This is a genomic window from Singulisphaera sp. GP187, assembly GCF_900129635.1.
Taxonomy (GTDB): Bacteria; Planctomycetota; Planctomycetia; order Isosphaerales; family Isosphaeraceae; genus Singulisphaera.
The window spans coordinates 835,285-848,841 of the sequence record NZ_FSRB01000003.1; the positions used below are offsets into that span (position 1 = coordinate 835,285).

9 protein-coding genes are annotated in these 13,557 nt (G+C 64.2%); 3 read left to right on the forward strand and 6 right to left on the reverse strand.

Annotated elements, in window-relative coordinates:
• Positions 1-508 precede the first annotated feature (508 nt).
• A complete protein-coding gene (locus tag BUS42_RS39405; RefSeq protein WP_074317009.1) occupies positions 509-1,516 on the forward strand; it encodes a DUF1559 family PulG-like putative transporter in 1,008 nt (335 codons plus the stop codon).
• 226 nt (positions 1,517-1,742) lie between these two features.
• Positions 1,743-2,195, forward strand: coding sequence for a hypothetical protein (locus tag BUS42_RS39410; protein ID WP_074317011.1), 453 nt, complete (start codon positions 1,743-1,745; stop codon positions 2,193-2,195).
• Between the two features lie 223 nt (positions 2,196-2,418).
• On the opposite strand, the gene BUS42_RS39415 is transcribed toward BUS42_RS39410, so the two are convergent.
• The 5 genes from BUS42_RS39415 to BUS42_RS39435 form a co-directional block, all read right to left on the reverse strand.
• Positions 2,419-3,633, reverse strand: coding sequence for a DUF362 domain-containing protein (locus tag BUS42_RS39415; RefSeq protein ID WP_074317013.1), 1,215 nt, complete (start codon positions 3,631-3,633; stop codon positions 2,419-2,421).
• A gap of 167 nt (positions 3,634-3,800) precedes the next feature.
• Positions 3,801-4,547, reverse strand: a complete 747-nt coding sequence (locus BUS42_RS39420) for a metallophosphoesterase (protein WP_254054096.1) — start codon at positions 4,545-4,547, stop codon at positions 3,801-3,803.
• Positions 4,537-7,128 carry a DEAD/DEAH box helicase gene (locus BUS42_RS39425; RefSeq protein ID WP_074317015.1) on the reverse strand — a complete coding sequence of 864 codons (2,592 nt, stop codon included), beginning with the start codon at positions 7,126-7,128 and terminating at the stop codon, positions 4,537-4,539. Before BUS42_RS39425 ends, BUS42_RS39420 begins: the two co-directional genes overlap by 11 nt.
• A 164-nt stretch (positions 7,129-7,292) precedes the next feature.
• Positions 7,293-8,630: an ergothioneine biosynthesis protein EgtB gene (gene egtB, locus BUS42_RS39430; protein ID WP_083671315.1), complete on the reverse strand. Its 1,338-nt coding sequence runs from the start codon at positions 8,628-8,630 to the stop codon at positions 7,293-7,295.
• Between the two features lie 137 nt (positions 8,631-8,767).
• Positions 8,768-11,041 carry a YXWGXW repeat-containing protein gene (locus BUS42_RS39435; protein WP_083671385.1) on the reverse strand — a complete coding sequence of 758 codons (2,274 nt, stop codon included), beginning with the start codon at positions 11,039-11,041 and terminating at the stop codon, positions 8,768-8,770.
• Between the two features lie 402 nt (positions 11,042-11,443).
• On the opposite strand from BUS42_RS39435, the gene BUS42_RS39440 reads away from it, so the two are divergent.
• The gene (locus BUS42_RS39440) at positions 11,444-12,580 is read left to right on the forward strand and encodes a PDDEXK nuclease domain-containing protein (protein WP_216821135.1); all 1,137 of its coding nucleotides are present in this window, start codon (positions 11,444-11,446) and stop codon (positions 12,578-12,580) included.
• 118 nt (positions 12,581-12,698) lie between these two features.
• On the opposite strand, the gene BUS42_RS39445 is transcribed toward BUS42_RS39440, so the two are convergent.
• Complete coding sequence (locus BUS42_RS39445; RefSeq protein WP_254054097.1) at positions 12,699-13,502, reverse strand: ExeA family protein; 804 nt, start codon at positions 13,500-13,502, stop codon at positions 12,699-12,701.
• Positions 13,503-13,557: the final 55 nt, after the last annotated feature.

A 13,557-nucleotide genomic window follows, 5' to 3' on the forward strand; every position in this document is an offset into this window, starting at 1 on the left:
GGTATCACCCACGTCCCCGAAAATTCGCAACCGCCAATCATTTATTTTGACAAGTTCGCCGTGACCGGTTAGATAGATACTTGAAGACGCATCATGGACCCTAATTCTTTAGACAAGTTCCCCCCAGCAACTCCTAATTCTTTAGGCTAAATTCAGCGGTCAGCCCTTCGTTCCCGATTCTGAGGAACAGGGACCGAATCACCTCGCCGACGGCTGGACACCTTGAAACTCGAGCGTTGAATTTGAACTTTACCCGGTTCGGATCTCGATTGCGACTGCGAAACGGCTCCGCCGGGTAATAGCGACGGCTTGATGAAGGTTCCTCTCCGGCTGGTGTGAGTTCTCCGACCTCGCTCAGGGAACGACGACCGTTCCTTCCAGAACGCCTCGCTTTCGTCCAGTTGCGCGGACCAACCCACGGGCCGCTCTTTTCAACGCCCCCCGCCGTCCTGGAAGCAGGACGAACTCATATTCATGCATCCAGTAAGTGCCAAGAAAGGAGACATCAATGCGGAGACGGGGATTTACGCTGATCGAACTCTTGGTTGTGATTGCAATCATCGCTGTTTTGATTGCTTTGCTGCTCCCCGCCGTGCAGGCGGCTCGTGAAGCCGCGCGGCGGGCGCAATGCATTAACAACCTGAAGCAGATTGGCCTTGGGGTGATGAACTACGAGAGTGCCAACGGCAGTTTCCCACCGGGTGAGAAAGGCTGCTGCTGGGGAACTTGGGGGGTCTTCATCCTTCCGTTCATCGAGCAACAGGCCCTCTTCAACTCCTGGAACTCGGTCGGCAACAACGACCCCGCCAACTCGGCCGCGGATTCGCCGTTTCGCTACTACGGCGTGGCCAACTCGACGGTGACTTCCACCCGGCTCAACGCCTACGTCTGCCCGACCGACCCCAGCGGCGGGTTACGCCGGACCAACTCCGCGCGGTATCACAACTACGTGGTCAACTACGGCCAGTCCGACCAGGCGCAGACCACGACCTACAGCATTCCGAGCCCCTCCAACGCGGCGATTCTCGTCACCTACAAGGGCGCGCCATTCACCGACATCGGCTCACCGTACATTGACATCCCGGGGTACGCCCTCGGTTTCAACAAGCTCCCCACGGCCTCGATCGCGTCCGTCACCGACGGCCTGAGCAACACACTGATGGCGTCGGAACTCCGGATCGCCGCTCCGCAAAATGACAATGACCTCCGGGGATTCACCTGGTGGGGGCCTTCCTCGAATTTCAACACCATTCTGACCCCGAATAGCACTTTCCCCGACGCCATGGGCAACGGCGGATGCGCGGTGCAGAACCCTCCGTGTAACGGCGGCTACACGCCGGCCGGGGCGCAGAACAACGTCGTCTACTTCGGGGCCCGGAGCTACCACTCGGGCGGGGTGAACGCCACGATGTGCGACGGCAGCGTCCGGTTCGTCAAAAACACGATCAACGTCCTCACCTGGATGGCCGCCGGCACCAGTCAGGGCGGCGAGGTGATCAGCTCCGACGCCCTCTGATCGCGAGCCTCGGGGCCGACCACCGATCGCGTGCCGCCGCCCCCGAGGCGTTGCCATCCATGGACTTGGACTGAGGTTCGATTGCGACGGCTTTGTCTCGTTGCCGAACAAACGTTGAAGCCCCGGTCGACGACTCGCCCCCCATGAACCGGGCCCCCGGTGGCGGTAACGCGGGGGACTCAAAAACTGACAATCGCGCTCGTGGGTTCTTATCAGAGCAATACTCATGCAATGGATCCGCCCGAACGTCCTCCGCCCCAACACCCTGATCCTCCTGACAGCCATCGTCAGCGGTGGCTGCGGTGCCGACTCGTCGGCGCCAGTCGACCCCTATACGCGAGTTACGGTCGCGGGGACCGTCACCCTGGACGGCACTCCGCTGTCCGAGGGGACGATTCAGCTCGACCCTGCGCCCGACACGAAGGGTCCGACGGCGACAGGAGAGATTCATCAAGGGAAATACGCAATCGAGAAGTCACAGGGGCCGGTGGCCGGCAAATATCTCGTCCGCATTTCCGGCCGCCCCCTCGTGAAACTCGAGGCCACCGTCCAGCCCGGCGGCACTCCCAAGGTCACACCGGATCCGGTCCCATCCCAGTACAACACCAAGTCCAAGCTGGAAACCAACCTGCCGGCAGACGGCTCACCCAACCTTGACTTTGATCTCAAGAAGGGATAAACCATCGCCCCTTCATGCCTGGATCCGAAACCAACGACGGGATTCGCGAACCTTGGCGCATCGGCCGACGGTTAACGACATCTCCCGTGTTGATCGACAGGCCCTTTGATAAGAATAAGCCGGGGATTGGGTCGGCGGTCGAGTCGCATACCCCTCACAAACAAAGGCGGCGTCCCTTGGCCAAGGGACGCCGCCTTTGTTTGGTTTCCAGCGAACCTCTCGATCAAGCCATATCGATGATTCGGTGGTCGATCGAACGGCGGCGGCCCAGCGGCGAATCGAACTCGTAGCGGCCGAGGCCGAGGTTGCCCGCCAGGGCGATGTGCTGCGGCTGGCGCACGTCGAAGCCTTCGGTGCCGAGAGGATCGAGGGCGGTCTTGCCGGTCGCCGCAACCGGGGGCAACTTCTCCTCTTTCCGTCGCGCGTCGATAATCCGCCACTCGACGTGATCGAGCGCCACTGGGTCGGTCGCCAACAGAAGCGCTTTGTACTCCCAGACGAATTCCGGGTCGCGGCCGAACGGCCCCTTCTGGAAGACCCCCTTGATCCCGTCGAGAATCTGGAGCACGCACTTCTTGCGCAGGATCGGGTGGCTGACGACTTGGGGGATGAACTGATTGCAGGCGTTGGTGTCGGGCGTGCTGTGCGAGCGAGCGACGTTGTTGACCAGGCCATGGCTCATGTTCTTGAGCGCACCGGTCACCCCCGCCGAGCCGTGGTCCTTGAGCACCGGGAGTAAGACGAGCTTGTTGACCCGCTTGGTGACGAGCAGACCGAGGTGGGAGCGCAGCGTCCGGTCGTCCTTCGGGTCGCTGCCCCGACTGACCAGTTGCATCGTCATGTATTCATCAGGGTCGTAGCCGGCCACCGGGTCATCACCGGGCCAGTTCAGCAAGAGTTGGCTCGGGTCATTCTCCGGAGTCAGGCCCCCCCAGCGCACGCCGTCGGGAACGTCCTTGTGCATTCCGGCGGCCATGAACTCTTGCTTATAACGCTCGAAGACGAACATATCCCGAGTCTTGACGCCGGCCGCTTTCAGGCCTTCGATGACCTCGAGCATCAGTTCGCTCGACGTATTGGCGAGCGGGTTACCCACCGGGTTCATCTTGATCCCGACGACGTCGCCCGGCTCGAAGAACGAGCGCCAAGCCTCGACGTCGTCATCAGCGCCGGTCAGTTCTTTCATCCCTCGGGCGAGAGTCGCCTTGATCGCATCACGGTTCTTGACGCCGTCCTTGATCATCGCGGGGTTGCGGGCTTCAATGACCCGGCCGGGGTAGGGGCCCGGCAGGCCGAGCTTCCCCGGCACCACGTCAGGATCCTTGGCCGCCTTCGGTTCTGCCGCCGAGACATTCAGGCCAATCAGGGTCGGCAAGACCGCGGCACTCGCCAAGAATTGGCGGCGGCCCAGGCCACCGCACGGATACGGCTTACGCATGAGTCGGATTTCTCCTCCCTAATGCAGCCCATCGATGGAGTTTTGCGCCATCCTCAACCGTGAGTGTATCGGTCGAAAAGGCAAAGCGAAACGATAGTCAGGACCAAAGAATCAGCAATTTCCGTAGAGTTGATCCACGCCGGACCGTTCCAGCTCCCGAAGCCGCGTCATGACAGACCGGTGCCGGCGCGTCCCTGTCGACGCCCATAAGGTCGAGCCTTTTCCTCTCGATTGAGGCGAACGGCCAACGTTTCTCGGGGGCCGAAGTCGAGGAGTTCCCCCCCTGTACCCGCGATACAGCGAAGCGGTTCGCCGGGACGCGGCGATTCGGGGAACGCCGTCACGACGTTCCAGCCCGCCGCATTGGGTGAGAAGGCGGGCAGGATGATGGTTCGCTGGCCAACGAGAAAGCAGGGGGCCGTGACCCCGCCCGCTCGCAAGACGGGGTGGATGTGCCCCGAGATCGAGCGTGGGGCGTCGATCGGACGATGACCATGGCCGATCGTCCAGCCGGCCACCTCCCGGGTTTCCGGCGTGCCGGCCGCTTGGCGGGGGTCGTGGTTGCCGGGGACGAGGAGCAGGCTCACCTGACGCGCGTCCAGCCAGCGGGTCAGGCCACGGAGATCCTCCGCGGTGCGCCGACAGGGGAGCGGCGATTCGACGAGGTCGCCGGCGACGATGAGCCGGTCGACCGGGCAGCGGTCAAAGAGCGTCGCGAGCTTCGCCACCGTCTCGTCGAGCGAGTGGGCCGGCAGGCAGTCCCCCTTGGCGGCTCGAGCCCACTCATAACCGAGATGGACGTCGGCAATCACCGCGGTTCGCTCACCGCGATGAATCGCCGCCCCTTCGGGCGCGAGGATCCAGCCGTCCGGGCCCGCAAATCCGGGCGCGTGCTCCGCGCGGTCAGACGGCATGAGTCTCTCCCCGATCCGCGCTGAGTCGGGCATGGAGCCGCCGTAAGGCGTCGGCAGGCGACTCGAAATGCAACGGTTCCGGCTCGCTCGGGTCGATCCAGGCCGCCGCGAACGGAGACAACCCCGCCAGAGACCGGAATCGAACTTCGGGACGCCCCGCCAGCCAGGCCAGGGCGCGCGGAACGTCGAGCAAGTCCTCGAGGATCTCCCGACGCGTCTCGCGGAGCAGGGGGTGGTCGGGGCAAAGCGTCTTGACCATCGGATAGAGGCGATGGCTCACCCAGAGCAGGCCCCCCACCCGCCTGCGGCCCCCTTCGGGATTCCGTAAGACCATCAAGGCCGTCGCGGCGATATGCCGGAACCGGCGGGCAGGGAGTTCACCTCGGTCGAGCCCTTCCATCACGTCGTCGGCAAAGCCGACGGCGGTCAGAAGCGTCGCGATCTCCGTCGCCTCGATCCGCGCGTCTTCGGGGAGGCGGATCGACCAGCCCAGGTCGGCGGCAATCAAGGCGACGTCGCGACCGAATCGGCGGCCGAGCCGAGCGGCAACGGCGCGACCGAGCGCTTCACAGGCCGACCGGTTCAGAGGCGCATGGAAGGTGTAGGTCAGACCCTCGTCACCGGGCGACTCTTCAACGAGCAGAGTGCCGGGGGGCGGAATCTCGCTCAGTTGCTCCTGAGCCTCGAACAGGGCGACCAGCAATCCGGCCGCGCGGGGATCGAGCCCGTGGGCCTCGCCCAGCCAACCGCGGAGCGCCGAGGGGCCGTCGGCAAGCATCCGGGCCGCTTGCTCACGAAACACGACCAAGGCAAAGGCGAGTTCGGCCGAGAGCGATTGCCGGTCGCTCGACCACCGGGGCAAGCTCGATTCCCCTTCCGCCGCCTTGGCATGAACGACGAGTCCCTCGAGCCGGCGGAACTCCAGGGAACGGCCGTCGAGCAAGAATTTATCGCCGACCTGGAGCCGCTCGGCATAGGCTCCTTCCAACGTGCCCACCTCGACCCCGCCGTCGAGCACGCGGACCGACTCCTCCGACGTGATCGTGCCGACGTTGCTCCGGAACCAGCGCGCCACGCGACGGCTTCGGAGCCCGAACAGCCCGCGTCGCCTCCAAAGCCGGGGGGCGGTCCAGCGCGGGGAAGGGCCGGAGTCCGACTCCATCGCGCCCGCGGGCGCGGCGAGCTCTCCGGCCAAGAAGTCGAGGCAGAGGTCGAAGTCGGCCCGAGCGAGCTCGGCCATCGGCCCGGCCTTGCGGACCAGGTCGAACGCGGCGTCGGTCGACCACTCCTCAGCGCAGGCCATGCCGATCAATTGCTGGCAGAGCACGTCGAGCGGCGCGACGATCGACCGGAGCGGCTCCACGCGTCCCTGGCGTGCCTCCTCGGCCGTCACCACGCCACCGGCCAGTTCGGCCGGGCTCGCCGCCAGCAAGAGTCCGCGTGAGGCGACCCCCAGCCGGTGCCCCGAACGGCCCACCCGCTGCAAGCAGCGGGAGACTCCCCCGGGCAGTCCGACCTGGACGGTCAGGTCGGCCGAGCCGATATCCACACCGAGCTCGAGGCTCGTGCTCGTGACCACCGCGCGGAGCTCGCCGGCCTTCAGCGCCGCTTCGACCTGCCGCCGGCGGTCGGCATCGAGCGCGGAGTGATGCGCGGCGACTGCTTCGGTTCCCTCGGGGATCGTTCGCCGCAGGTCGTGGGTAATTTTCTCGGTCAGGGCCCTGGTATTGGCGAAAACGACCGTCGTCCGGTTCCCGCCCACCGCCCGTTCGAGCCTGCGAAGGAGCCGGCGATAAGTGAGTCCCCGGTGCGGAGACTCATCGGGTTTCAGGAGCGATTCGACCTCCAGAACCATGGCCGGAGCGTCCGCGGGCAGGGGGGCGTCAATGACTCGGCAGGCTCGCGCGGGACCGACCAGGAATCGTGCCACGGGTTCGGCCGGGCGGCAGGTGGCGGAAAGGCCGATCCGGCAGGGGTCGGCCCCCGCCTTGGCCGCGACCCGCTCGAGCGAAACGGCGAGGTCGGCCCCGCGCTTGGTGGGAGCCAAGGCGTGTACCTCGTCGACAATCAGGTGGCGTACCCCACGCCAATGGTCCTGCCAGGCCTCCTGACTGAGCAGGAGCGACAGGCTTTCGGGCGTCGTGATCAGCAGGTGGGGCGGTTTGTCGCGCAGCTTCCGACGCTGATAGGCCGACGTGTCACCGGTCCGAACCCCGATTTTGACCGGGCACTCATCCAGGCCGAGCAAGCGTTGAATCGCGTGCAGTGGCCCCGCCAGGTTTCGCTCGATGTCGTAGCCGAGGCTCCGCAACGGTGACACATAAACACAGCAGAGGCCATCGGACAACAATCCCAGAGCATGTTCACGAATCAGTCGATCGACGATCGCCAGGAACGCGGCCAGCGTCTTCCCGGTTCCCGTGGGGGAGATCAAGAGGAGATGTTCACCCGCGGCGATCGACGGCCAGGCCAACGCCTGCGCCGGGGTGGGACCACCGGGAAAGGTGCTGACAAACCAATCGCGGACCGGACCGGTCAGCGCGGCATGCTCGTTAGGACGTTGCTGATCCTGGGTGTGCATCCAAGCCGAACCGAGGCGATCCCCTCGCCCCGCGTCCTCCTCCTAAAACATCAAGCCTCGACGACCCGAGGCGACATCCTACCAGATCAGCATCAACACGCTGAGTGATTTCGCTCGCCTCAGATCAAACGCCAAAGACAGGGAGCTCACGCTTCCCGCTCGCCTCAGACATCGTTCGCCAGACGAATCCCCGAGAACTGCCAGCGTGCATCGGGGGGGAAAAAGTTGCGGTACGTGCTCCGGATGTGCGAGCGCGGCGTCACGCAGGAACCGCCACGCAACACCAACTGGTTGCACATAAACTTACCGTTGTATTCGCCCAGTGCGCCGGGGGCAGGGCGATACCCGGGATAGGGGCTGTACGGGCTCCGCGTCCATTCCCAGACGTCACCGAAGAGTTGGCCGAGTCTCCCCTCAGCGTTGGCCGCGGCGAGCGGCTGAGGATGAAACTGTTCATTTTCGAGGAAGTTCCCCTGAACCTCCACGCCCTCAGCCGCGACTTCCCACTCCGCCTCGCTCGGGAGCCGCGCTTCCGCCCAGCGGGCAAAGGCATCCGCCTCGTAATAGCTCACGTGGCAGACCGGCTCGTTCGGCTCGAGTTCGCGGAGGCCGGCCAGAGTCATGATCCGCCACCGCCGGGCATCGGATTGGTCCCGTTCCCAGTAGAGCGGAGCGGTCCAGCCGTGGCTGTTCCGTGCGGCCCAGCCGTCCGAGAGCCAGTACCGGGGTTGATCGTATCCACCGTCGTTGATGAACGCATAAAACTCTTGGTTCGTCACCAGCCGGTCGGCCAACTGGAACGACTGGACGAAGACCGAGTGCCGCGGCAGCTCGTTGTCGAACGCGAATCCGGTTCCCTCAGATCCGATCCGCCGCAGCCCTTCCTCGTACCGGAGCCAGTGCACCGGGTAAGCCTCGGCTCCACCGATCCCGCGCGACTCACGGTAGACAGGCCGAAGCGGGTTACGTGCGAACATCGATTTCAGGTCGGTCAGGATCAACTCCTGATGCTGCTGCTCGTGGTTCAAGCCGAGCACGATCGATGCCCCGAGACGTTCCAGGAGCGCCGGATCCGCCCGTTCCAGGAGCGTTTTCATCCGCTTGTCAATGGCCTCGCGATAGTGGTAGACCTCCGCGACCGTCGGCCGTGAAAGCAGTCCGCGCTCGCCGCGGGGCGTTCGTTCGCCAATCGCATTATAGTAAGAATTAAACAAATACGAGTATTTTTCCGAACCAATTTCTTCGGCGGAGGCCGGTTTGAGCACAAATGTTTCGAAGAACCAGCTCGTGTGGGCCAGGTGCCATTTCGCCGGGCTGGCGTCGGGCATTGACTGAACGACGTAGTCTTCGGTTTCCAGAGGCGCGCAGATGGAAGTGGTCCGGCGGCGAACTTCGTCATACCGCGCCGCGAGTCGCTCGGCGGTCATGCGATCGAGTTCACCATCGAGGAGGGCCGACTCGGAGCCTTCGGGGGTCATCGCGGGGGCCGCCTTCGTATCCATGGGGTGATCCGGGTGAGAGGATCGGTCGGTTCCGACGGCGTTTCGGAGCCGACCGACTGCAACTCCTCATGGTAGGCAACGCGGGACGGGAGGCAAGGAGTTTCGTTGGACCGACCTCGGGAATGAGGGAGTTCGGCTCAATCTCGTTGTCGCTTCTTCTGGGCCTTGGGGGTTCCATCGTGGCGCGGCTGGTCATTGTGAATCATTTGGGCCGCGCGGACATTGGGGGGAACGGCCGCTCCCTCCAAGTTGGCGTTCGGACGACCTTGGTTCTGCATCCCTCGGCGAAACTGAGGAGGCAGTTGGTTCGGATCGGGTTCGTGCCGCTGTTGGCGAAACTGGTTGGGAGTTCCCGGCCGACGATTCAGGTCCAGATTGGGCTGCGTGGGGACAGGCGGCGGCGCGGCGTCACGGGCGTGGCGTGCCTGCATCTGGGCCCTCGCGTTCGCCGCATTCGCCTGGCGGGCGGCGTTCGCCTCACGAGCCGCGTTGGCGGCGTTCGCTTGGCGGGCCGCCTGGGCCGCCGCGTTCGCCTCACGAGCCTGCATCGCTTCGCGAGCCGCGTTCGCCGCATTCGCCTGGCGGGCGGCGTTCGCCTCACGAGCCGCGTTGGCGGCGTTCGCTTGGCGGGCCGCCTGGGCCGCCGCGTTCGCCTCACGAGCCTGCATCGCTTCGCGAGCCGCGTTGGCGGCGTTCGCTTGGCGGGCCGCCTTGGTCGCCGCGTTCGCCTCACGAGCCTGCATCACCTCACGAGCGGCGTTCGCCTCACGAGCCTGCATGGCCTCGCGCGCCGCGTTGGCCGCATTCGCTTGCCGCGCCGCCTTCGTCGCCACGTTCGCCTCACGCGTCTGCATCGCTTCGCGGGCTGCGTTGGCGGCATTTGCCTGGCGGGCGGCCTTCGTCGCCTCGCGTGCCTGAATGACCTCTTGAGCTGCGTTGGCGGCGTTCGCTTGGCGGGCCGCCTTCGTGGCGGCGTTCGCCTCGCGTCCCGGCTGATCTCGGTCCCTCAAGGGCAGGGAGGCAACGGGCGATCGGGGGAGATCCATGCGTCGAGGCTGATCTGGGAAATTCGCCCGCTTGCCCGGCTCCTTGGCTTGGGGGCCCGATTGCGGTCGGCGGGCAAATTCCTGTTCCTGACGGATCCGTTGCTGGCGGAATTGGTTCAACTGGCCAGCCTGCTGGGCAATCACCTTGCGACGAGCCTCATCGATCCGCTCAAACCGCAGGTTCTGGCGGAACGCTACGTCCTGCTTCGTCGCGGGTCCCCGATCCAGCGTCGCCATCTGGTGAATCGGCCGCCCGATCACCAGGTTTTGCACCTTGGTAACATTCCGCACATTCACATTCGTTACGTTCACATTCGTCACATTATTGACGATTGTCTGCTGCTGGACGAACGTGCGTGCAGGGCGGAATTCGGGGTGATTGCGGCGGTAGAGATATTCCTCGTGGAGACCGTTGACCCAGCGGGGATCGCGGCGCGTGTGCACGGCGGCGTAGTGGGAGAAGAGGGGGTCGTATCCGTAACGGCTCTGGTGGTACGAATACCACGGGTAGATCCCCGAGTTGAAGTTGGTCGCGGCGTAGTAGTCGCCAAAGCAATATTGCTGGTACGACGGCCGGACGAAAAGGCTCGACGCGAGCGCAGTCGCGAGCAGCCCCACACTGGGCGTGTAGACGAAATTCGGCTGGGCGTAGAGCGGCTGCTGGAAGTAAACCGGGGCAAATGCCAGCCCCCGCGTGTCCAGCGGATGGTCCCAGTAGCCGTTGACGTAGAGGTAGCCGTTGGGGGTCCAAACGAAGTGCGCCGGCACCCAGAGCCAGTGCGGTTGGAACGGGACCCAGAAGCCTGGCCGCCAAACGTAGCGGGTCTCTTGCCAGTACCAGCAACCCGGTGCCCAGGTGGCGTCGGCGGACGGGGAGGGGCCGTTCGGGCCGACTTCGAGACTCTGCGGCGGCTCCGCCAGGTATTCGACCTGCTCCTGCGCGGTGGGGACCCAAGCGCCCGCGATCCACTGAAACCCTCCCTGGGCCTCGCTCCAATAGCCCGGGACCCACTGGCGGCCCGGGGGGACATCACGCCAGATTCCACTCACCCAGAGGTAATCGTTGCGCTCGTCGTCCCAACTCCAGTAACCCGGAATCCATTGAACGTTGGTCCCTTCGGGCTGCTGGTCGGGAGGAAGCTCCTCCACCTGCGGAGGCGGTTGCTTCGGGATCACCGGACAGGCCTTCGGATCAAACACCACGGGTTCGGCGAACGCCTCGTGAACCGGTCCGCGGGTCAGCACCTGCATCCCCGCGACCTCGGGCGGGGCGTTGGGATCCCCCTGGGCCAGCGCCGCGGGTCCAAACCCACACGTCGCCAGCGTGAATGCACTCAACCAGGTTGCGAATCTCGGTCCGTTCACGGTGGCTCGTCCTTTTTGGTTATGCATCGGGGGGAGGAATCCGGACGAGCCATGCCAGTCATGGGCCGGATCGATGCCGCGGTTGCCGCTATTTACGCAAATGCCTCGCCCAAGGCGACGAAGATGAGGGTTCACCAGCGCGCGTCGAACCTTGCCGCCTGATTCAATACGAGGAATCCACGGAGAGTTGATGGCAATGAAAGCAGGCAATTTGCCAAAACCCGCTCAGGTGGCAACGCAACCCGGGCTTCCCGCGGGAAGAATCGTCGTTCCCTGTTCAAAAATACACGCACTAAGCTTGGCAAGTTGAGTGGCCTGGTCTAGACTACAGCGATTTAGGCTGTGTGGATCACAGGCCAAGCGATCGGGTGGACGCCCACCCGGCAAGAATCGGAGGCACTCGTGAGCAAAGCCAGAAAACCCACGGCGAACGTCTCGGGTTTGACCTTCGACGCCCTCGTCCTATCCATTCGCGGCGTCGATGAGGAACTCGCCGCCCAGGCCGGACGCGCCGTCAATGTCAGTCTCACGCTCCGTAATTGGCTCATCGGCTGCTATATCGTCGAGTACGAACAGCGCGGGGCGGACCGGGCTCAATACGGTAAAAGGCTTCTGGCAAAGCTGTCTATCCGGCTTACTGGGCTTGGCATCAGTCGGACCGAGGAGCGCGAGCTTCGCCGCTATCGGCAGTTCTATCAAACCTATCCCCACATTCGGGAGGCGCTGACTCCCGAATTGACCAAACATCTCGCCTCCCCGGAAAGAAGCCCATCGATCCCAATTCGGGAGTCGACGCCTCCCGAAATCGGTTTTACGGGGAAGGAGCTGATCGCCAGCTTCTCATTCAGCCACATTGCCGAGTTGCTGGCGATCGAGGAGCCATTCAAGCGATCCTTCTACGAAATCGAGTGCGCCCGCGGCAACTGGGGAGTACGAGAGCTGAAACGGCAAATCGCCTCGCTCTACTTCGAACGCTCCAACCTATCGCGCGACAAAACGAAGCTGGCCGGCCTCGCCCAGGCCAACGCCGAGCAAGGGGAGCCGCGCCTGGCGATCCGCGACCCCTACATCTTCGAGTTCCTCGGATTGAAATCGAGGGAGGTGATGAGTGAATCGCACCTGGAAGACCAACTCCTGGACAAGTTGCAGGAATTCTTGCTCGAACTCGGGCACGGCTTCTGTTTCGAGGCCCGGCAAAAGCGCATCCTGATCGGCGATTCGCACGGTTTCATCGACCTGGTGTTCTACCACCGCGTTTTGAAGTGCCATGTGCTGATCGAATTGAAACTCCAAGCGTTCAGCCACGAAAACATCGGACAAATCAATACTTACGTCAGTTGGTATTCCAAGAACGTGATGACAGATGGAGACAACCCGCCGGTCGGCATCCTGCTTTGCACTCAGAAAGACCATGCCCTGGTCGAGTACGCCCTGGCAGGCATGGACAACAAGCTCTTTGTGTCCAAGTATCAGCTTCACCTGCCCGACCGCGAACAGTTGCAACGGGAACTGGAGCGGACGCTCAAGGAGGACTCATGAATCCTCGGCCGCCAGCGGTCGAAGAGCTTGCCGCGTCCATCTCCAACCTGGCCCGACGGGCGGCGGCGGAAGACTCGTTCATGAACGGTTGTTCGCGAGTCGCATCACTCCGATTTCATTACGCGGCGATGCCATCGAAATCGAGTTCGCGGGCCGCGATCGAGACAGCGCGGGAGTCGGGGCCGGTCTGACCTTCGGCATAGGCGATCAAGAGCGCGAGATCGGCCAGGCGATTGAGTCGACGGGGCATGCCGTCCGCGGCACGATGAAGCAAGTCCAACGCCTCGGGGGAGAAGAGGGGGCTGGTGGCGCCGACGATCGAGAGCCGGCCGAGGAGGTAGGCAGCCGACTCCTTGGCCGTCAACGGGCCGAGCAGGCAACGCGCAGTGAGGCGGTCGGCTAATCCGGGGGGGATCCGAAGCAGGATTTCCGGTCCGCCGACGAGCAAGAGCGAAAGGTCAGGGGGGCCGTTGGTCGCGAAGTTGAGCAGGAGCCGAAGGCTTTCGAACGTCGACGGATCGTCGATCAAGTGCGCTTCGTCCACGATCAGCAACGGGCGTTCCCCCCGCGCCGATGCTGACGCGAGCCAGAGGCGGAGTCGCTTGAGCGGACCGGCCACCGTGGTGTCGTCGGCCGCGCCGGCGCCGAGTTCCTCGGCGAGCAGGGCGAGCAGTTCTCCCCCCGGCATCGCGGGAAAAACGAGGTGAGCCGACGTACCGCCGAGGTCACGCGCCAGGGTTCGCGCCAGCATGGTCTTCCCGGTGCCGGACGCGCCGAAGATCAGCGCTGGTCCCTGGCCATGCTCGAGGCCATAGCGGATCCGACGCAGGACCGTATCGCGGCTCGGCAATGCGACAAAGGCCGACGTACTCACCGTCTCGCCGAAAGGGCGACCGCTCAGGCCGAAATGCGCCTCGTACAACGAAGGACCTCCGCGATTTCGAAAAGAGACATCGCAGGGGTCGTCGGCCCGGGGA